This is a genomic window from Vibrio sp. ZF57, assembly GCF_001691235.1.
Taxonomy (GTDB): Bacteria; Pseudomonadota; Gammaproteobacteria; order Enterobacterales; family Vibrionaceae; genus Vibrio; species Vibrio crassostreae_C.
This window is the reverse complement of the sequence record NZ_MAKD01000097.1, coordinates 25,771-46,988: the sequence shown is the minus strand read 5'-3', so window position 1 is coordinate 46,988 and position 21,218 is coordinate 25,771. Positions and strand designations below refer to the sequence as shown.

Below are 21,218 nucleotides of genomic sequence, written 5' to 3'. Positions count from 1 at the left end.
TTCCCTATCCATTCACTACACTAGATAGGAAATAAATAACGTTTGGTTGTTCGTAAGAAAAGGCAGACCATCAATAATAAGGATAAAGTACATGACGCAGACAACATCACCGTCTCCAGATGTGCAAGAAATGGTGGCACAATCAGATACTGGTGCGCGTAGCCCTCGTGGTATCCAAGGCCGTATTTTATGGTTTGTGCCTCTATGTTGGTCACTGTTCCAACTTTGGTATGCATCTCCGCTGCCGTTCATTTTTAACTTCGCAATTTTAAACGACACTGAAGCTCGAGCAATTCACCTTACGTTTGCTATTTTCCTAGCCTTTACCGCTTATCCAGCCATGAAGAATTCGCCTCGGGATCGCATTCCTGCAGTCGACTGGATATTGGCGCTAGTAGGTAGTTTTTCAGCTTCTTATATCTATATTTTCTATACTGAACTCGCTGAGCGATCGGGTGCACCAACAACATTCGATATTGTTGCGGCCGTATTCGGTATGGTTCTACTGCTTGAAGCAACACGACGCGCTTTAGGTCCACCTCTTATGGTTGTGGCGGCAGTATTCCTACTTTACACCTTTGGTGGCCCTCACATGCCAGACGTTATTGCCCACAAAGGTGCGAGCCTGAACAAGGCAATGTCGCACCTGTGGCTAACAACAGAAGGTGTATTCGGTGTAGCTCTTGGCGTATCAACGTCATTCGTATTCTTGTTTGTACTGTTTGGTGCAATGCTAGAACGTGCTGGTGCTGGTGCTTACTTCATCAAAGTTGCATTCTCTCTGCTTGGTCACATGAAGGGCGGCCCAGCGAAAGCAGCCGTTGTAGCGTCTGGTTTATCTGGTCTGGTATCAGGCTCTTCGATTGCAAACGTTGTTACCACAGGTACCTTTACTATCCCGCTAATGAAGCGTGTTGGTTTCCCGGGCACAAAAGCTGGTGCAGTAGAAGTAGCAGCTTCAACCAACGGTCAGCTAACGCCACCTATCATGGGTGCTGCGGCATTCCTGATGGTTGAATATGTGGGCATCTCGTATGTAGAAGTAATCAAGGCGGCGCTACTTCCAGCTCTGATCTCTTATATTGCTCTGATTTACATTGTTCACCTAGAAGCATGTAAAGCAGGTATGACTGGCCTACCTCGTCGCCACACACCAACTATCGTACAAAGCCTACTCTCTTTCACTGGAACCATTTTAGGTCTATGTGTTATCAGTGCTGCGGTTTACTACGGTGTCGGTTGGACGAAAGATGTCTTTGGCGATGCTGCAACACCAATCGTAACGGTGGCTCTATTAGTCGCTTATGTCGCTCTGGTTCGTGTATCAGCAAAATACGCATCTGAAGGCGGCATGGAAATCGATGCGGATCTCAAAGAAGTTCCGGATCCAGGTCCAACAATTAAGTCTGGCCTGCACTTCCTATTGCCTATCGTGGTGCTTGTTTGGTGTTTAACAGTTGAACGTTTCTCTCCAGGTCTGTCGGCATTCTGGGCGACCGTGTTCATGATCTTCATTCTGATCACTCAGCGTCCGTTAATGACTCTGATGAACAAATCAGACGATCTTGCAGAGCAAACTAAAGCTGGCTTCGTTGATCTCGCAGAGAGCTTGGTTTCAGGCGCACGTAACATGATTGGTATCGGTGTCGCGACAGCGGCTGCAGGTACGGTTGTAGGCGTGGTGACTCTAACGGGTATCGGTCTAGTAATGACGGACTTCGTTGAGTTTATCTCAGGCGGTAGCATCATTCTTATGTTGCTATTCACTGCAGTAATCAGCTTGATCTTAGGTATGGGCTTGCCAACAACGGCGAACTACATCGTTGTATCAACGCTGATGGCTCCGGTAATCGTGACCCTAGGCGCTGCGCACGGCTTGATCATTCCATTGATTGCGGTTCACTTATTCGTGTTCTACTTCGGTATTCTTGCGGATGATACACCTCCGGTAGGTCTCGCGGCGTTTGCAGCAGCGGCAATTGCGAAATCAGATCCGATTCGTACTGGTATCCAAGGCTTCACCTATGATATCCGTACCGCAATTCTACCTTTCATGTTCATCTTCAATACTCAACTACTACTGATGGGCATTGATTCTTGGTGGCACTTAGCACTAACGATTTTCTCATCTGTGACTGCGGTACTTATCTTCGCAGCTGCAACACAAGGTTGGTGGTTCACCAAGAACAAGTGGTGGGAAACGGTGCTGCTTATTGCATTAACCTTCACTTTCTTCCGCCCTGGCTTCTGGTGGGACATGATTTACCCAGAGAAAGTTCTTTCACCTGGAGTTGAGATTGCTCAAATCACGGAAAAGCTGGATGTGGGACAATCACTTGAACTTAGAGTGGGTGGCGAAAACTTAGAAGGTGACTATTCTGAAAAGACAGTTCGCCTGCCGTTTGAAGATTCTGCGACCTCAAGTGAAGATCGTATTGCCTCTATGGGTCTAATGCTGACTGAATCAGAAGGCAAGATGATTGTTGATATGGTTGAGTTCGGTAGCCCAGCAGAAGCGGCTGGTATTGATTTCGATTGGGAAATCAAATCCGTTATCCAAGATGCAGATCGACCAATGAAAGAGTGGGTATTCTTACCAGCTCTGATCATTTTGATTGGTTTAGCGATGAACCAAAGAAGACGTGCTCGTAAGGATGAGATTAGCGCGTAATGGATAAGGCTGAGTAGTGCTTAGCGCTATTTGGCTTTATTACATGGAAAGGATAATTACAGTGCTAAGTGAAAGCTTAGCGCTGATTAAAAAGAGACGAATACATGTATAAACAAATCCTTGTTCCTGTTGATCTTAATGACAAAGGCTTTTCTGATAAGGCAGTCGAACTGGCGGTATGGCACGCAAAACACAGCAATGCTGAAATCCACATTCTGAACGTACTACCAGGCATTCACATGTCGATGGTGGCGTCTTACTTCCCGAAAGATGCAGCGAACCAAATGAAGCTTGATGTTAAAAATCAGCTGAAAGAGTTTGCCGACAAACACATCGACGATGAAGTGGTTTACAAAGTTCATGTTGCTGAGGGTAAAACCTACGCGACGATTCTTGATTACGCAGAAAAGCTTGGCGCCGACCTTATCGTGATGCCTAGCCATAAGCGTTCAAAAATCGACAAAGTGGTACTTGGCTCGGTTGCAAGCAAAGTAGTACAGAACTCACCAATCAATGTATTGGTGGTTAAACCGCAAGGTTAAGTCATTTAATCGACACACAATCTAAAAAGGTTGGCCTACAGGCCAACCTTTTTTGTTTTAATTCATGCTACATAGCTTTAGAGTCAATTCACTATGTTTTGCGGGCGACCCGCAATAAAGCCTTCAATATTATCCATTAAGATATCAGACAGTTTTTGAATCGAGCTGTCGCTGCCCCACGCCACATGTGGAGTGAGTAATAAGTTCGGTAAGTGGCTATTAGCCAATAGTGGATTTGAGTTGTCGGCTGGCTCTTGTGTAAACACATCCATACCTGCGCCTGCAATCTCATGTTTTTTCAAAGCCTCAACTAGGGCTTGTTCATCTACTAGACCTCCGCGCCCGGCATTAATTAATACCGCGCTCGATTTCATCATTGTGAGCTCTCGCTCTGAAATCAGATTTTGGGTCGCATCAGTCAATGGGCAATGTAGACTGATCGCATCCGCTTGCTTCAATACCGTATCAAAAGGTAGATACCCTTCTCGACAAGACTCTGCTCCTTTTCGCTCGGCAAACATCACCTTCATACCAATCGCTTTGGCTAACATTGCGGTGGCTTGACCTAAGCTGCCACTCCCCATCAACCCCAGTGTGCTGCCAGCCACATCTTGAATCGGATGAGTAAAGAAGCAGAACTGCTTGTCCTTTTGCCACTCGCCCGCCTCAATGTCTTTATGATAACCAACAAGGTTTCGTTTAAGTGCAAACAGCATTGCGATGACATGTTCAGGAACCGATTGAATCGCATAGCCTTGCACGTTTGTCACTGCAATGTTTTTAGATTTGCAGTATTCCACATCGACATTATTGACACCGGTCGCTGAAACCGCGATCAACTTGAGTTTTTTCGCACCAGCGAGATTCGACTCATTGAGCACTACCTTGTTAGTGATCACCACATCAGCTTCTTCAACTCGCTCTGATACTTGCTCAGGAGCTGTGAAATCATACTCTACCCATTCATGCTCAAAGCTCAGAGGCTTTAAATGAATTTGAGATGGGATAGTCGCTCTATCGAGAAACACAACATTCAGCGTTGGCATTCTTCTTCCTTGGTTAGATCTATGAATCAGTCCATTCTAAGCTTTTAGCTTACTGTAGTCTGGAAGCTCAAGCGCAATTTCAAAGTGCTGTTCGATTTGTGGGGATGCTTGAGGATAAAAGTCACAGGAAACAAAGGCTTTAAACAATTGATTATTCGCTGGATGATAAAAGCTCAGCTCACACGCATGCAAAGCCAACCTATCACTGTATTCAAATGCTTCTGATGTTGCGTAAAACTCATCGCCCACAATCGGTGCGCCTATTTCCATGCAATGCACTCTCAATTGGTGAGAACGCCCGGTAATTGGCAGTAACTTAAGTAAAGTCGTTTGGAGTTCTTGCTGTTCTACCACATAACGAGTCTGTGATGATTTACCATCCTCGAAACACACTTTTTGCTTCGGCCGGTTTGGCCAATCGCAAATAAGAGGGAGGTCAATCAAACCTTCTGCTTCTTCTACTGAACCCCATACTCGGGCGTAATAGAGTTTGTGTGTCAGTCGATATTGAAATTGCTTCTTCAAATGACGCTCAGCTTGTTTGTGTTTAGCGAGCAGCATCAAGCCTGAGGTCGACATGTCCAATCGATGAACGACTTGAATCTCTGGAAATTCGACAACTAACCGACTCCACATGCTGTCGTAATGCTCAGGTAACCTACCCGGAACAGAAAGCAGGCCTGCAGGCTTGTTCACCACAAGAATATCGTCATCTTGATAAACAATATCAATCCACGGTTCACGCGGTGGTGTGTACTGTTCTAACGCCATTGAAGCCTCTTAATTGCTAGTGAATAAATAATTTACGGTTAATTCGTTTATAAATAAATACAACTTTCAACATTTTCGTACATAAAAGTTGACGACTTTACAAAACATGGTATTGATAGGGTAACGGATAATAAGAAGTCAGCATCAAAGGAAAAACGATGGACAGTACGGTTAAAACCACCAACACAAAAACACCAACCTCAGCTCCCCTATCAAGTTTAATTAAGTCTCTTGGCCCAGGCGTTATGATGGCCGCAGCGGCTGTAGGTGGTTCTCACTTAGTCGCCTCAACCAAGGCGGGTGCGATTTATGGTTGGCAGCTTGCCGCTCTCATTATCCTCGTTAACGTATTTAAATATCCATTCTTCAGAGCCGGCATCCAATACACGCTAGGAACGGGTCAAAGCTTGGTGGAAGGTTACTCTAACCTAGGCCGCCCATACCTTGTGATCTTTTCGATCTTGAGTGCCATATCTGCGGTCGTGAATACCGCTGCCCTGCTATTATTCAGTGCAAGCCTACTCAGTTACTTTGTTCCTTTCGATTTAGCCACTAGCACCTTGTGCATGATCGTTTTAGCGACCTGTTTGATCATTCTGTTTGCTGGCCATTATCGTGCTCTAGATACACTATCTAAAGCGATCATGGCGATCTTAACCATCACAACCTTAGCTGCAGTCGCCATTGCTATCGGCTCTCCAGTCGAACCTGATGCTGCTTTTGTTCCACCGTCGCCTTGGTCATTGGCTGCTATTGGTTTTATCGTGGTGACCATGGGTTGGATGCCTGCGCCTATCGAAATATCAAGCATCACCTCTATGTGGCTAAAAAGCCAAAAAGAGAAGCAGGAAGTGACCGCACAATCAGCGCTGTTCGACTTTAACGTTGGCTACATTGGTACGGCGCTGCTTGCTTTAGTATTCGTTGCGTTAGGCGCGCTAGTACTTCACGGTTCGGGAGTTGAACTGTCTCGCTCCGGTGTTGGCTTTACTCATCAATTGGTCGGCATCTACGCTTCGACAATTGGTGAATGGTCTCGCCCGTTAATCGCTCTTATCGCTTTCTTCTGTATCTTTGGTAGCACCATTACCGTTATCGATGGCTACTCACGCGTGCTTGCTGAATCACAACGTCTATTATTCAAAAAAGATTCAAGCCCAAGAATGCTGCAAGGCTGGATAATCATTGTCTCTATCGCGGCACTCGCGATTGTGATGTTCTTTAGCGCAGCACTGATGCCTATGCTCGATTTCGCAATGGTACTCGCGTTTGCAACAACGCCATTCTTCGCTCTGCTTAATTTCATCTTGGTCAACAAAGCTAAGCTTCCAGAAGCGCTAGCCATTGGCAGCAAACTAAAATGGTTGTCTGTAGCAGGTCTTGTTTACCTATTTGGTTTCCTAGCGGTATTTGTTTGGTGGAAGTGGTTAATGTAACCAGCTACTTGAATTGTTAATTAAGCTACAGATACAAATAAGGCCTTCATAATGAAGGCCTTATTTCGTTGAAGCATTTCGCTAATTCAAAACTAGTTGTGAGAAACCACAATCAAGCGTAATGAATCTAGCTGAACCTGAGCTTTGCTGATGTAACCGGTCAGTTCATTGATTTGAGCTTCGATTACCTCTAGCTCTTCATCACGAATATTAGGATTCACGGCTTTAAGCGCTTGTAGACGCTCTAATTCACCGTTCAGGTTAGTCTGCATATCTCGTTGAGCTTGTTCACGCACTTCTTCCACTTTAGGAAGTACGTGCGTCTCACCCGCTTCGATTAGCTTGTGAATTTCACCTTGTACCGAGTTAACTAGCTTGCTCGCTAGGTGACGGTTTACAGGGCTTAATTGACGGTTAAAGCTGTCGAACTCAACCTGAGCTGATAAGTCATTACCACGGCCATCCATCATCAAACGAATTGGCGTCTTAGGCAAGAACTGGCTGATACCGCTGCGTTTCGGCGCTTGCGCATCCACAAGGTAAACCAGCTCAAGCAGGATAGTACCCACTGGCAGCGCTTTGTTTTTCAGTAGTGATACCGCTGATGCACCAACACCTTCACTCAGTAGCAGATCGATACCGCCCTGAATCATTGGGTGTTCCCAGCTAATGAAGTTCATGTCTTCACGAGAAAGCGCAGTATCACGATCAAACGTGATGGTTGCGCCTTCGTATGGTAAGCCTGGGTAGCTTGGCACCATCATGTGCTCAGACGGCGTTACAACCAGAGCATTCTCACCCTTGTCGTCTTGGTTCAAGCCAATCGTATCGAACAGGCTTAGTGCAAACGTTACTAGGTTAGTGTCGCCGTCAGTCGAGGCAATCTTCTCTGCAATTTCATGCGCTTTGTCGCCGCCGTTTGAGTGCATTTCTAATAGGCGATCACGGCCTTTTTCTAGATCTGATTTCAGGCTTTGATTTAGCTTGGCAGACTCTTCAATCACTTCATCAAGTTGCTCAGTGTTACCAGAAGCCAGCATCTCGATAAGAACATCTGAGTACTTATCGTAAACCGTGCGACCCGTTGGACAAGTTTCCGCAAATGCATTCAGACCTTCATCGAACCAACGCGCAAGGATCGCCTGTGATGTGCCTTTTAGGTAAGGAACATGAATGTCGATATCACGCAGCTGACCGATACGGTCCAAACGGCCAATACGTTGCTCAAGCAAGTCTGGGTTGAATGGAAGATCGAACATCACAAGTTGGTTAGCGAACTGGAAGTTACGACCTTCAGAGCCGATTTCACTACAGATAAGAACCTGAGCGCCGCCCTCTTCTTGAGCAAAGTAAGCCGCAGCTTTATCACGCTCTAGAATCGACATGCCTTCGTGAAATACGGTTGCACGCACACCTTCACGCTCACGCAGTGCTTGCTCTAATTGAAGAGCCGTACTTGCACGAGAGGCGATCACTAGGATTTTCTCGCTGCGCTTGTCTTGGATCTTTTCAATCAACCAGTTAACGCGTGAGTCGAACTGCCACCAGCTTGAATCTTCACCTTCAAACTCTTGGAAGATCTCTTCTGGATACAGCATCTTCATTGCACGAGCTTCGGGAGCCATTTTGCCACCGATCATGCCAGATACACGCATTGAGGTTGTGTACTGCGTTGGAATCTCCATCGGCAGTAGGTTTACATTACGCTTAGGGAAGCCTTTGATTGCAGCACGTGTGTTTCTGAAAAGAACACGGCCGGTACCATGGCGATCCATAAGGTTATCAATCAGTTCTTGGCGAGCTAACGCTTGCTCTTCTTCGCTGCTATCACCTTCAATCACACGGAACAGAGGCTCAACATCTTGCTCAGAAAGCAGTTCCGTAATCTGGTTCTTCGCGCTGTTTTCAAGCTTCACTCCAGAGAACAGAGCCGTTACTGCATCAGCAACCGGTGCGTATTGGTCTTCTTCTTCAACGAATGCTTCGTAATCGTAGAAGCGATCAGGATCAAGCAGACGCAGACGTGCAAAGTGGCTCTCACGACCAAGCTGTTCAGGCGTTGCTGTTAGTAGTAGCACACCAGACGTATTTTCCGCTAAGCCTTCAACCACTTGGTATTCACGGCTTGGTTTGTCTTGGCTCCACTCAAGGTGGTGCGCTTCATCGACAACCAACAAGTCCCACTCGCCTTCAAGTGCTTGCTCGTAGCGCTTACGGCTCTTACGTAGGAAGTCCAAAGAACACAGAACGTATTGCTGGGTATCAAACGGGTTGTCTGATTCAGCAAACGCTTCAATACAACGCTCTTCATCGAAGATAGAAAAATGCAGGTTGAAACGGCGCATCATCTCTACTAACCATTGGTGTTGTAGAGTTTCAGGAACCACAATCAGAATACGTTCAGCACGGCCAGACAACACCTGTTGGTGGATGATCATGCCCGCTTCAATGGTTTTGCCTAGGCCAACTTCATCAGCCAGTAAAACGCGCGGAGCGTGACGACGACCCACTTCATGAGCGATGTATAACTGGTGAGGGATCAAGCCAGCACGCATACCACACAAGCCACGCATCGGGCTCTTGTGTTGTTGGTACTGGTTGCTTAGCGCACGGTAACGCAACACAAAGTTATCCATACGGTCGATTTGACCTGCGTATAGCTTATCTTGTGGCTTGTTAAAGCGGATCTGGTTGCTTAAGAAGATTTCACGCAGAGTGACTTCTGTTTCTTGGGTATCTTCGCGAGTACCTAAGTAAGTCAGCAGACCTTTGTCTTCGATAACTTCCTCGACAGACAGAGACCAACCTTCTTGGCATTCGATGACATCGCCTACATTAAACGTTACTCGGGTTACGGGAGCATCAGTACGTGCATAAACACGGTTTTCTTCTGACGCTGCAAACATTAGTGTCACTGTGCGAGCATCCATTGCTACAACGGTACCTAAACCTAAATCGCTCTCCGTATCGCTTATCCAGCGTTGCCCCAAAGCAAATGTCATGAATCGACTACCTCAATCTTATAGTTGGAATTTGGTCTTCTTAACTGCAGTTTTAAACAAGAACATTATCGCTCCTGAACTAAAAATATAGCCAAAAATGTCTAGTTTGCAGCCACTTTTTAAGTGCGCTCTCAATAATAAATATCTCGAGAAAATGGTGCAGAAAAAGGTCGCTAATCTTACTCGATGCTGTGATTTAGGTCACGCCTAAAGGAGATGATTTCATGCTTTTTTTCTGTTTTCGCCAGTGCAATCAAACTGTCAAAAATTCATGGTTAATCTATAGGTAGCAGATTGCTGCTCTCAAACGAATACACCATATTCACTCGTAACGATATGGTGCTGTTCCTCTAGATGAAGTTTAGGTGAGTAGTTGACTATCACCAGAATCAGATACTAATCTTTATATGAGCTTTATCTACGTTCAATGAATGCAAGGCAAGCCGCACGTCGGCAAGGAGATGCTATGGGCGAGACCAACCGGAAGCTATTTGTTTTAGACACCAATATCCTACTTCACGAACCCTTCGCTATATTTTCTTTCCAAGAGCACGATGTCGTTATCCCCATGACAGTGCTAGAAGAACTCGACAGAATCAAAGACAGTAAAAGAGACGTTGCTCGAGATGCGAGAATTGCGATTCGAACGCTCGAAGACCTGTTCAGGGAAGCCACACCAGACCAAATATCGGAAGGCATCCCTTTTTCTAAAGACATAAATGCATCTGGCAGTATTTCAATACTCGCTGACTACGAACTTCAAGAAAGCATCAAAGCCTTTGCCGATGACAAGGCGGGCGATAACCGAATCCTCAACGCTGTCCTCTATCTTCAAAATAAACGCGCACCACGCGAAGTGGTTCTCATCACCAAAGACATCAATATGCGTTTACGAGCAAAAGGCGCCGGTGTACGTTTTGTTGAAGACTATCAAACTGACCAACTGATTGATGATATCCAATACCTCACCAAAGGCTTCCAACAACTGGAAGGCTCATTTTGGGATGGTATCGATAATGTCGAGAGCAGAAGTTTAGGCGGCAAGACGCTGCACACCTTAGCAAGAGCGCCGTTCGAGCCAACCTTCCTCAACCAATATGTGATTGACGAAGAGAGTGATTTTGCCGCTCGAGTCGAGGAGATTGAGCCGGAAAGCATTACGCTAAGAGACCTCAGCCGCGAAAGGCTGATGAATCGCAGGGCATGGGACATCACACCAAAGAACGTTTATCAAGGCATGGCGATAGATGCGCTGCTCGACCCTGATATTGATCTTGTGATTCTCACTGGCGCGGCAGGTAGTGGTAAGACACTGCTTGCTATGGCTGCTGCACTTGAACAAACCATTGAGCGCAAACAGTTCGATAAGATCATCGTAACCCGCAACACCCCTGATATTGGTGAATCGATAGGTTTCCTTCCGGGTACAGAGGAAGAGAAAATGTTACCTTGGTTAGCCGCAGTGACCGATACACTGGAAGCGCTGCACAAGAACGACCACTGCACAGAAGGCTCGATGAAGTACATCTGTGACAAAGCCAATATCCAGTTCAAATCAATCAACTTCATGCGTGGCCGCTCGATTCAAAATGCCTTTGTGCTTTTGGATGAGTGTCAGAACCTCACCGCTTCACAGATAAAAACCATCATCACCCGTTGTGGTGAAGGTACTAAGATCGTCTGCTCAGGTAACTTAGCGCAGATAGATTCTTCTTACCTAACCCCTGTGACTTCAGGCTTAACCTACATGGTTGAGCGTTTTAAAAACTTCGAAGGCAGTGCCAACATCCACCTCAATGGTGTGGTGCGTAGCCGACTAGCTGAGTTTGCGGAAGAGAACATGTAGTGACTCTATACGCTCACTGAATCAGTAATCTAAAAACAAAAAGCGCCTCACATTGGAGGCGCTTTTCAATTTAATATTTTGAAGTAAGTCGGCAGAGGTTAGTCTGAATTACTCAGTACCACCAACGGTTAGCGAGTCTAGTTTCAATGTTGGTTGACCAACACCCACTGGCACACTTTGACCAGCCTTACCACACACACCCACACCACGGTCGATGCTTAGGTCGTTACCCACCATAGACACCTGCTGCATCGCTTCGATACCAGAACCGATTAGCGTCGCGCCTTTCACTGGGTGAGTGATCTTACCGTTTTCAATCATGTACGCTTCAGACGCTGAGAATACGAACTTACCTGATGTGATATCGACCTGACCGCCACCGAAGTTCGGTGCGTAGATACCTTTCTCAACCGTCGCGATGATCTCTTCCGGTGTGTGTTCGCCCGGTAGCATGTATGTATTCGTCATACGTGGCATTGGAAGATGCGCGTATGACTCACGACGACCATTACCTGTCGGTGCTACACCCATTAGACGAGCGTTCAGCTTATCTTGCATGTAACCTTTTAGGATGCCGTTTTCGATTAACGTATTGTACTGACCGTTAACACCTTCATCATCGACGTTCAATGAACCGCGTAGATCCGTTAATGTACCGTCATCGACAATCGTACATAGGCTTGAAGTTACTTGCTCACCAACTTTGCCGGAGAATACTGACGACTCTTTACGGTTGAAGTCGCCTTCTAAACCGTGGCCTACCGCTTCATGCAGCAGAACGCCCGGCCAACCAGAACCAAGAACCACAGGCATGGCACCAGCAGGCGCAGCCACTGCTTCAAGGTTAACTAATGCTTGGCGAATCGCTTCATCCGCAAATTGGTAAGCAACTTGAGTGCCTTTGTCATCACTTAAGAAGAAGTCGTAACCAAAACGGCCACCACCACCAGCGCTACCACGCTCACGACGATCACCCTTCTGTGCAAGTACGCTAATAGACAAGCGAACCAGCGGACGAATATCACCAGCGTAAGTGCCATCAGTCGCAGCAACCAGCATCTGCTCATGCACACCACTTAAACTCACCGATACTTCAGTCACCATCGGCTCTTTAGTGCGAATGTAAGCATCTAATGATTTTAGTAATTCTGTTTTCTGCTGTTTTTCCCAACTCGCAAGCGGGTTAACTGCATCATAGTAAGCTTGATTAGAGTTGCGTTTGAACGCTTGAACCTTGCCGTTTTGACCTTGTTTAGCAATACCACGAGCCGCAATTGCGCTCTGCTTAAGACCATCCAATTGGATTTGGTCAGAGTAAGCAAAACCAGTCTTTTCACCAGATACTGCACGAACGCCAACACCGCAATCGATATTGAAAGAGCCGTCTTTAATAATGCTGTCTTCTAGCACTAAAGATTCGTGCCAGCTTGACTGAAAGTAGATATCAGCATAATCAATTTGGCGGGTAGCAATACTCGCCAATGTATCTGCGATATTTTGCTCCGTAAGCCCTGTCGGGTTCAGTAGCGCTTCTTCAATTTGATTAATGCTCATAGATGGCTCTTGTTTGTAATTAAAATTGATTGGTAAATCGAGAGTGTTGCGCGATGGGCATATTTTGCCTAATGGACTCGCAACTGGATGTGTCTATCTCAACCACCATACTTTTAGGATCTTGGTCTAACTGTGCGACCACTCGTCCCCATGGATCAACCACCATTGAGTGTCCCCATGTTTCTCTTTGGCAAGGGTGTTTTCCGCCTTGACCTACCGCGACAATCCACGACTGTGTTTCAACCGCGCGGCATCTTAATAGTACTTCCCAGTGCGCTTGACCCGTTACCGCTGTAAAAGCCGCAGGCACCACAATGATTTGTGCCCCTTGCTTACGTAACTCTGAATACAAGTGTGGAAAGCGCACATCATAACAAATACTCAAACCTAAGCGACCAAAAGGCGTTTCCGCTGTCACAACTTGGTTGCCCGGAGTGAAAATATCCGACTCTCGATAGCACTTATGGGCGTCAGCGACATCCACATCAAACATGTGTAGCTTGTCGTAATGAGCAACGAGGCAACCAAAATCATCAATCACCAAGGTGGTGGTCGTCACTCCGTTAGTTGTGCTTATCGGCATACTGCCAATGACGATCCAAATTCTGTGAAGCTTTGCTAGCTCAGAGATTTTCTTTTGCAGTGGGCCATCATTAAAAGGCTCAGCACACTGGTGATAGTCGGCTTTACTGCCAAAAACTAACGCGTTTTCAGGGCAAACAACCCACTTAGCCCCCAACTCTTTGCACTTTGCAACTTCTTGAGCAAGGTACTCAAAGTTCAATTCAGGGCTGGGGCCAGATGTCATTTGAATCAACCCAACACAATCCATGTGTATCGCTCCTCCATTCATTATGATTCAGAAATCAGCATTTCACCGTATATTCGCTGACTCGGGCATAAGGTCTTTTCGGCTAATTTAAGGCCTATTCGGCTAATTTTCTCAGCTTCTCTGGCAGTTGAAACTCGCCAGAGCTACGAGAAAGTTCGCTCACCGTTGGTGAATCCAATGGTCCTTTCACCGAATAATTTACTTGGGTAAATACTTCCACAACTGGCGAGATAACCGTGGTCACCGCCAATACGTACAGCGCCGTTTGAGGGGTTACCGCAAAGGCCGTTAATACGGGAATACCCGAGGTAATATCTGGGGTAAAGTTCACCTCAGCATCAACCTGACGCGTGTTGAGGTTAGCGATACCTTTGATTTTCATCTCACCTGCGACCGCATCCATGTTCAGATCATTGGTCAGGAAGATACCATTTTGAATCTCGCCCGTTCCGGTGATGCTGTTGAAGGCCATACCTTTATCAAACACATCTGAGAAATCGAGCTGCATCTTACGGATGATCGAATCTAGGCTAAACAGGCCAAGTAATCGAGCTGCGCCGCTCACATCCGAGATAATGCCTTTACCAAACTTGGTTTTAACGTTGCCATCAAGGGTATCCATTTTGATTCCCCAAGGCGAACCATCCCAATTTAGTTGACCTTCCAACGCGAATGGCGCTTTTTGAATCCCGGAAGTAATACCAAAGCGCTCCATGAGCTCGCTGTTGTTTTCACCTTCAACATCAACGGTTAACGATGAATGACTCTTGTCACCTTGCAGTTCCCACCAGCCACTCACATCCGCTTTGTTACCGCCGCTTCGCACCTGGATTTTGTTCCACTCGATACGATCTTCGTTCCTCGTCATTTCAACATCGACCTTACCCACCTTGTAGCCTTGCAGCCAAAAGTCGTTCAGCGTCAGGGTCAGGTTTGGCATCGCATCGTGGATCTCTCTATCCAATTTGGATATCAATGGCGCAGCTTGTTCTTTACGTTGCAGCAGTTGCTGATCTTGGTTGTTCTTATCACTCCACTCAGGAACAAACAGATGCAGACGATCCAGTGAAACTGTCAAATCATAAGGAGGCAGGTAGTTAATATCCCCTTCTAGCTCTTGGCTAGACACTTCCATTTGCCACGCCTGTTTGTTCTTACTAGCACTAAAATCGACGTCATTCCAAGAGATACCACCCAAGATCAGCTCTTTACTCTCAAAGGTAATACGGCTTGGCGCAGGTATGGTTGGCGTGTTCATTTGACTAAGTACAGCCGTTGAAGGCTTTACCGGTTCCATTACAACCGATAACCAATCATCGGCATTGAATTTGTCTGTACGAATCAGGGCGTGATGGCCCACCACCGGGCTAATTTTGTAGCCACCGCGACCAAGCACTAAGTTGGTCGCCGTTAACTCAGGCACGTCGCCTGTGATATCAATCTCAGCTTGGTACTTGGTGTTTGGCAATTGCAGGCGCGCGGTAATCGTCTCTTGGTTACCCGATGCCTGTAGCCTTGCAGAGCCACTTTCTAGTGATTTTTTCGCCAATGGGTATGGGTAATCACTCGCCAAGTATTTTAGGTCTGACTGTAAGTCTAGTTGGTAGGTAAAGCCGATATCATTCAGCTGGATATCAATCTGGCTTTGCCATTGCGCATGACCTGATAAGCGGCTTAACCATTGCTCACCGATGTAAGGTTCTAGAGGCTTGACGTCCCAATCACCTAACACATCAATATCAACTGCATAGCCAGGACCATCATTAAGGCCCTTAAAATCAAGCGAGATACCTTGGTTAAGCAGATCCGCAGCGAGGCCATTTGCCGTCACTACGTCATTATCAAATTCAATTCGACCCGTGGTGTTCTCGAGCACCATTGGCGGCGCTTCAATCTCAACATGGTTGCCACTTAAGTCGGCGTAACCCCATGCTCTTGCTTCTTTTTCAGAATCAAACGGAATATTCAGCTGGAACTCCGAAGATACATCACCACTCACTTGAAGTGCGGTTAAGGCTGCGCCTACCGAGCCCACCAGTGGCGAAGACGTCATGTAATCGCGTACTGCGTTGCCAGACGCCGTCGCTTTAGCTTCAATTTCAATATGGCCGCCTTCCCCTAAATAAGGAATGCGTCCTGTGATTCGATCTGCCGTCACATCCATCAGTTGAGCTGAGCGAGAATCCAGATGCATCGCATCATTTTCAAACAACAGATCAAGCTGAAGATCAGTAATCAGTGGCCACGCGGTATCAAAGCTGAATTTCGCATCTTCTAAGCCAACCCAAACCTGGAAAATACCATCGTGGTTAGTGTATGGGTATTGAGACAAATCACCATGCCACAACAGTTTTACGGTATCCGCTTTACCGGCTTGAATCGCAGTTGAAAGGTAGTCTGTTAGATCTTGCCCAAGAGCCAGTGTAGGTAAGTAGCGCCATGTTTCACCGACATTGTAAGCGTCCGCTTCGCCGTAGAAGGATAAAAACGGGCTCGCATCTTTTGGGAAGTCTAAGCGGAATGCGCCTAGTACTTGTAAATCGGGGGTGGCAGCTGTGATTTTGTCTGACCACAGCTTCCAGCCGTTTTCATCTTGCTGCCAAACAATATCAACCTGACCTTGTTTGATATTCAAAGGCGCTTGGAATACGTCACCATAAGGGAACACATCGTCAATAACATGCAGGCTAGCTTTCGCTTCCGAGGCCGAACCAAACACACTACCGGACACTTGGCTAAAGCCTGGGACTAGTTCCCACTGCTCGATAGCAAGATCAGAAAAACTGGCTGAATAACGTAAACTGTCAATTCCCGAACCCATGGAAACACGGATATCAGAAACAGAGCCGCCCGGCGCCAATACGTTAATCATTTTGGTTGATTGTTCAGAGTCAGGCAGCAGCTTAATCAACGGAGTAATAGTCGCAATATCCAGCTCAGAAATGTTGAGTTGCCATGGACCTTGATTCCACTTGAACGCTACGTCGAGTTCCGGCCAAGGTGTGTCATCCGTTCTAAGGTTTAGTGAGTGACCATTTACTTGCCAACCATCATCCGTCGGCGACAACTTAAAGACACCAGACTCAAGTATGAGGTCATGCTCGCCATCTTCGTTCCACGCCAGTTCTGAGGGTAAAACCTCAACATAAGCGCTTACCGGTTTGCTATTGCGCAGTGTAAGCCAGCTATTCAAGCTCACAGTACCCGTTTCAATGCCGGATTCCGCCTGCATATAATGCGTAAGCCATGGCTTAACAGAAATGCTGTCGGCACTGACATAAAACTCACCAGTCACATCAGTCAGTGACCCACCATCAACAAAGTTAGCACTCACTGACAGAGAGTTTAGATTGGCATCTTTGATACTCACCACACCTTCAGCAAGGTGATGTTTGTCTGAATTTTGCCATTTTAAGGTTTCTATATCGAGCTGACGTTCTTCACCCGAAACAGAGTGATAAAGAATAGAAGAATCTTTTGCAGTTACATCGACGAGTGTTTTTAGCAGTAAATTATCGAGCTCTTGTATCACTCGCTTGGAAGACTCGGGATCTGTAGGTTCGTCTTTGCCATTTTGTCCGGCAAACAGATCAATTGAGCGGATATCAAGATACATTTGATTCATGACTAGATCGGCCACAACCGGGCGCATCTGCACGAGCGATTGAATCAAGTCAAACTCGACTTCAACACGCTCAACAGAGAAGGTCACATCTTCTGCATTGGGGAGGCTAGCTTTAACGCCTTTCAGAGCAATAGAGGGGTGAGTGTTACGCCAAAAACCGCCCACATCTTGAATCGAAAAATCAAAACCGGAGTGTTGGTTTACCCAAAGCTCAATTTCAGATTGATACTTGTTTAAATTGGGCAAGGCTACACGCAGTGTAGTAACGGCAATGGCTAGCGTTACTAAGAGAGTAACCACTAACCATAAACATGCACGTAGAATCAGAGTAACGCTTGAGCTCACAAAATTTCCATTACATCATAACAACATCAAACTGCTCTTGTATGTACAGAGGCTCAGCCTGGATTTTAACTTGCTTACCAATAAAGACTTCAAGCTCCGCAAGCGCATGAGATTCATCGCCCTCTAACGCCTCAGCTACGGCAGCTGCCGCATAGACCACAAATTTATCGGCGTCGTACGCACGATTCACTCGCGTGATCTCTCGAAGAATTTCATAACAAACGGTTTCAACTGTCTTCACACTGCCGCGGCCTTCACAAGCAGGACAGCTCGAACATAGGATATGCTCAATACTTTCACGAGTACGTTTACGAGTCATCTCAACCAACCCAAGCTGCGTGAAGCCATTAATATTGGTTTTCACACGGTCTTTGTCGAGCGCAGCCTCTAAAGAAGTTAGTACTCGCTTACGATGTTCCTCAGACAACATATCAATAAAGTCGATAATGATGATGCCACCTAAGTTACGTAGACGCAGCTGACGAGCAATCGCTTGAGTCGCTTCTACATTGGTGTTGAAAATCGTCTCTTCTAGATTACGGCGACCAACAAACGCGCCAGTGTTGATATCAACCGTGGTCATCGCTTCAGTTTGGTCGATAATCAGATATCCACCAGACTTTAATTCGACTTTACGATCCAATGAACGCTGAATTTCGTTCTCGGTATCGTACATATCAAAGATAGGCTTATCACCTTCATACAGCTCAAGCTTGTCTGTCAGCTCAGGCACGTATTCAGAGGTAAACTCTTTTAGGTTTTCATATTCTAGACGAGAATCGACCTGAATCTTGCTCAGCTCAGTACCGACGAAGTCACGTAAGATACGTTGGCTTAAGCAAAGCTCACCATACAAACGAGTACGCGCCTTGTGCTTACCACGACGCTCTAATACTTTTAGCCATAATCGCTTCAAGAATGCGGCATCTTGTGCCAACTCATTTGAATCTGCACCTTCTGCTGCTGTGCGGATGATGAAGCCACCGTGTTCGTCACAGTAACGAGACACGACTTTTTTAAGACGGTTACGTTCAGACTCGCTGTCGATACGTTGAGATACACCAACATGACTTGCGCCCGGCATAAATACCAGATAACGAGACGGTAGAGTGATATCAGTGGTTAAGCGAGCACCTTTAGTACCAAGAGGGTCTTTGACCACTTGCACCACAATGTCTTGCCCTTGACGGACAAGCTCTGAAATATCACGAACCTGAAATTGTTTCTTTTCGTTTTCAGCGACACATTCAGTGTGTGGGACAATATCAGAGGCGTGTAAAAAAGCTGCTTTCTCAAGGCCTATATCCACAAAAGCCGCCTGCATTCCCGGAAGAACACGGCTTACACGTCCTTTATAGATATTTCCTACGATACCGCGTCGAGCATCTCGTTCGACATGGATCTCTTGAAGAGCCCCCCCTTCAATCATGGCCACACGAGTTTCACTCGGGGTCACGTTCAGCAACAATTCAGCACTCATGGTGCACCTCAGATTAGTAATTATAAGAATTCTTGCAGTAGCTGGTCCGTTTCAAATAAAGGTAAGCCGACAACGGCGTAATAACTACCTTCAATTCGGGTAACAAAGCGTCCGCCCAAACCTTGGATCCCATAGCTACCGGCTTTATCGCATGGCTCCCCTGTTTGCCAGTATTGTTCTATTTCTTTTTCACTGAGGGGTTTAAACCATACGTCGGTAATAATGATTTCTGTTCTTTGTTTTTCTTCTGAAACCACAGAAACCGCCGTCATCACTTGGTGACGTTCATTCGCTAACTGAGTAAGCATACGCTTAGAGTCAGCAAAATCGCAGGGCTTCTCAAGTACTTGCCCTTGACTAACAACGACGGTATCAGAACCAAGAACGACTATATCAGAGCCATGATCTACAGTATCAGAACTAGGAACGACATGCTGCCTTTCAGAAGGGTTATCTTTCAATAAAGACAACGCAGCTAAAGCTTTATCTAAAGATAGTCGCTTAACATATTCTTCGGCGGTTTCTTGAGCGTGTTTACACTCTTCAACATCGGTTACGAGGACAGAAAACTCATAACCGAGTTGAGATAGCAATTCTTTGCGGCGTGGAGAGCCGGATGCCAAAACTAAATGTTTCTTTTCCATCGTCACGCTACCTCACATGCCAATGGCGACGCACGCGTCTCATTAATAAAAACATCCAAGGCCAAAGTATACAGTTTATCAATGCGCTCCATAACGATAACGGATTGAAAACAACATCTTGGATCAAATATTCACCAAAGAAGATCAACACCTCAAACAAGACCGTTAACGCGGCAATGATCATCGCTTGCTGCCATAACGCCATGTTACGAATGACGAGGAAGTTCATCGCAATAATGTACATCACTATTGCCATCATCATGCCTCGAATACCCAGAGTAGAGCCGATCAAAAGGTCCCACAATAAGCCTAAAATCAAAGCACTACCCACGTTAACACGATGCGGTAGAGCCAAAACCCAGTAACACGTAACCAGCAGTAACCAAGATGGTCTAAATAAATCTAAGCTACCAGGCCAAGGGATCGTCTGCAGAATCAGTGCTATTAAAAATGAGCAGAAAATTACTACCTTGCTTCTCAAAACGCTATTGGCCATCTTCGCCCTCTAACAATGCTTGTTCTATGCTCGATTGATCCGCTTGCATCTGTTTGTTTTCATCAGGCCATACAAGCAACAGGTATCTGAGCTTATCGAACTCAACCACAGGCTCTGCTTTAATCACAGCGAACTCACGTTTCGGGTCGTAATCAACGGCCGTAACATAGGCGACTGGATAACCTTCTGGATATACCCCACCAAGACCTGATGTCACCAACAGATCTTCTTCTTGTATATCGGTACTGGTTGGAATGTGCTCTAGCTGGATCTCATCAATCATGCCATTGCCCGAAGCAATCACACGGATGTCATTACGAATAACCTGAACAGGAATCGCATTGTTTGCATCAGTGAGTAGTAATACACGACTATTATGAGCAGCAACGAAAGTGACTTGGCCGACAATGCCTTTTTCGTTGATCACCGGCTGACCTTCATACACCCCATCAATCTGACCTTTGTCGATCACGACTTGATGGCGATATGGTGAAGTGTCTACCGCCATAACTTCTGTGACGACTTTCTTCTCATCACGGATAAACGGCGAGCCTAACAGCTTACGAAGGCGCTTGTTTTCTTCTTGATATTGCTCAAGCAGAATCAGCTCGCTCTTCAGACGCAAGACTTCTCGTTTAATATTATGGTTAGATTCAATTAACCCTTTGCGAGTGCTAAAACGGTCGTAAACACCATCGAACATAGTGCGAGGCAAGTTGGCTGCATATTGAATAGGCGCAACCATGCTGTTTAATAGATAGCGAACATTTGAGAAAGCATCTAAACGACTATCAGCCAGCATAAGGCTGGCTGATAAAATTACAGCAAAAAACAGGCGCAATTGTAGAGAGGGACCTCTACCAAAAATTGGCTTCATTCTATATTTGGTCCTAGAGCTACATTTGATCCTATAGACAAGGTCCTAGGC

14 protein-coding genes are annotated in these 21,218 nt (G+C 46.1%); 4 read left to right on the top strand and 10 right to left on the bottom strand.

Annotated elements, in window-relative coordinates; genetic code table 11:
* The first annotated feature begins 91 nt into the window (after window positions 1–91).
* On the top strand, window positions 92–2,671 hold the full coding sequence (locus A6D97_RS14520) for a TRAP transporter permease (protein ID WP_065584689.1): 2,580 nt from the start codon (window positions 92–94) through the stop codon (window positions 2,669–2,671).
* A 104-nt stretch (window positions 2,672–2,775) separates the two neighbouring features.
* Window positions 2,776–3,213 carry a universal stress protein gene (locus A6D97_RS14515; RefSeq protein ID WP_004740830.1) on the top strand — a complete coding sequence of 146 codons (438 nt, stop codon included), beginning with the start codon at window positions 2,776–2,778 and terminating at the stop codon, window positions 3,211–3,213.
* A gap of 83 nt (window positions 3,214–3,296) precedes the next feature.
* Here the strand turns inward: A6D97_RS14515 and A6D97_RS14510 are convergent, their stop codons facing one another.
* Entirely contained in the window at window positions 3,297–4,259 is a 963-nt protein-coding gene (locus A6D97_RS14510) for a D-2-hydroxyacid dehydrogenase (RefSeq protein ID WP_065584688.1), read from the bottom strand.
* A gap of 36 nt (window positions 4,260–4,295) precedes the next feature.
* Window positions 4,296–5,030, bottom strand: a complete 735-nt coding sequence (rluA, locus tag A6D97_RS14505) for a bifunctional tRNA pseudouridine(32) synthase/23S rRNA pseudouridine(746) synthase RluA (RefSeq protein ID WP_065584687.1) — start codon at window positions 5,028–5,030, stop codon at window positions 4,296–4,298.
* A 158-nt stretch (window positions 5,031–5,188) separates the two neighbouring features.
* Between rluA and A6D97_RS14500 the strand changes: the two genes are divergently transcribed.
* A complete protein-coding gene (locus A6D97_RS14500; protein WP_065584686.1) occupies window positions 5,189–6,466 on the top strand; it encodes a divalent metal cation transporter in 1,278 nt (425 codons plus the stop codon).
* Between the two features lie 92 nt (window positions 6,467–6,558).
* Here the strand turns inward: A6D97_RS14500 and rapA are convergent, their stop codons facing one another.
* Window positions 6,559–9,468, bottom strand: a complete 2,910-nt coding sequence (gene rapA, locus A6D97_RS14495) for an RNA polymerase-associated protein RapA (protein WP_017062952.1) — start codon at window positions 9,466–9,468, stop codon at window positions 6,559–6,561.
* Window positions 9,469–9,934: 466 nt separating this feature from the next.
* On the opposite strand from rapA, the gene A6D97_RS14490 reads away from it, so the two are divergent.
* Window positions 9,935–11,314 (top strand): PhoH family protein, encoded by a 1,380-nt coding sequence (locus A6D97_RS14490; protein WP_017062953.1) that lies wholly within the window; start codon window positions 9,935–9,937, stop codon window positions 11,312–11,314.
* A 108-nt stretch (window positions 11,315–11,422) separates the two neighbouring features.
* On the opposite strand, the gene tldD is transcribed toward A6D97_RS14490, so the two are convergent.
* The 7 genes from tldD to mreC form a co-directional block, all read right to left on the bottom strand.
* On the bottom strand, window positions 11,423–12,868 hold the full coding sequence (gene tldD / locus A6D97_RS14485; protein WP_017061366.1) for a metalloprotease TldD: 1,446 nt from the start codon (window positions 12,866–12,868) through the stop codon (window positions 11,423–11,425).
* 19 nt (window positions 12,869–12,887) lie between these two features.
* A complete protein-coding gene (locus A6D97_RS14480; protein WP_017061365.1) occupies window positions 12,888–13,700 on the bottom strand; it encodes a carbon-nitrogen hydrolase family protein in 813 nt (270 codons plus the stop codon).
* 94 nt (window positions 13,701–13,794) lie between these two features.
* A complete protein-coding gene (locus tag A6D97_RS14475) occupies window positions 13,795–17,670 on the bottom strand; it encodes a YhdP family protein (protein ID WP_065584685.1) in 3,876 nt (1,291 codons plus the stop codon).
* A 10-nt stretch (window positions 17,671–17,680) separates the two neighbouring features.
* Complete coding sequence (gene rng / locus A6D97_RS14470; RefSeq protein WP_017061363.1) at window positions 17,681–19,150, bottom strand: ribonuclease G; 1,470 nt, start codon at window positions 19,148–19,150, stop codon at window positions 17,681–17,683.
* Between the two features lie 20 nt (window positions 19,151–19,170).
* Window positions 19,171–19,794: a Maf family protein gene (locus A6D97_RS14465; protein WP_065584684.1), complete on the bottom strand. Its 624-nt coding sequence runs from the start codon at window positions 19,792–19,794 to the stop codon at window positions 19,171–19,173.
* A 7-nt stretch (window positions 19,795–19,801) separates the two neighbouring features.
* Window positions 19,802–20,290 (bottom strand): rod shape-determining protein MreD, encoded by a 489-nt coding sequence (gene mreD, locus A6D97_RS14460; RefSeq protein WP_017061361.1) that lies wholly within the window; start codon window positions 20,288–20,290, stop codon window positions 19,802–19,804.
* A complete protein-coding gene (mreC, locus tag A6D97_RS14455; RefSeq protein WP_004735927.1) occupies window positions 20,280–21,167 on the bottom strand; it encodes a rod shape-determining protein MreC in 888 nt (295 codons plus the stop codon). The genes mreD and mreC overlap by 11 nt, the downstream gene beginning before the upstream one ends.
* Window positions 21,168–21,218 lie beyond the last annotated feature (51 nt).

Bases quoted from the DNA above. Each gene is read 5' to 3' on its own strand.
- A6D97_RS14520 (WP_065584689.1), top strand. From the start codon at position 92: ATGACGCAGACAACATCACCGTCTCCAGATGTGCAAGAAATGGTGGCA.
- A6D97_RS14515 (WP_004740830.1), top strand. From the start codon at position 2,776: ATGTATAAACAAATCCTTGTTCCTGTTGATCTTAATGACAAAGGCTTT.
- A6D97_RS14510 (WP_065584688.1), bottom strand. From the start codon at position 4,259: ATGCCAACGCTGAATGTTGTGTTTCTCGATAGAGCGACTATCCCATCT.
- rluA (WP_065584687.1), bottom strand. From the start codon at position 5,030: ATGGCGTTAGAACAGTACACACCACCGCGTGAACCGTGGATTGATATT.
- A6D97_RS14500 (WP_065584686.1), top strand. From the start codon at position 5,189: ATGGACAGTACGGTTAAAACCACCAACACAAAAACACCAACCTCAGCT.
- rapA (WP_017062952.1), bottom strand. From the start codon at position 9,468: ATGACATTTGCTTTGGGGCAACGCTGGATAAGCGATACGGAGAGCGAT.
- A6D97_RS14490 (WP_017062953.1), top strand. From the start codon at position 9,935: ATGGGCGAGACCAACCGGAAGCTATTTGTTTTAGACACCAATATCCTA.
- tldD (WP_017061366.1), bottom strand. From the start codon at position 12,868: ATGAGCATTAATCAAATTGAAGAAGCGCTACTGAACCCGACAGGGCTT.
- A6D97_RS14480 (WP_017061365.1), bottom strand. From the start codon at position 13,700: ATGGATTGTGTTGGGTTGATTCAAATGACATCTGGCCCCAGCCCTGAA.
- rng (WP_017061363.1), bottom strand. From the start codon at position 19,150: ATGAGTGCTGAATTGTTGCTGAACGTGACCCCGAGTGAAACTCGTGTG.
- A6D97_RS14465 (WP_065584684.1), bottom strand. From the start codon at position 19,794: ATGGAAAAGAAACATTTAGTTTTGGCATCCGGCTCTCCACGCCGCAAA.
- mreD (WP_017061361.1), bottom strand. From the start codon at position 20,290: ATGGCCAATAGCGTTTTGAGAAGCAAGGTAGTAATTTTCTGCTCATTT.
- mreC (WP_004735927.1), bottom strand. From the start codon at position 21,167: ATGAAGCCAATTTTTGGTAGAGGTCCCTCTCTACAATTGCGCCTGTTT.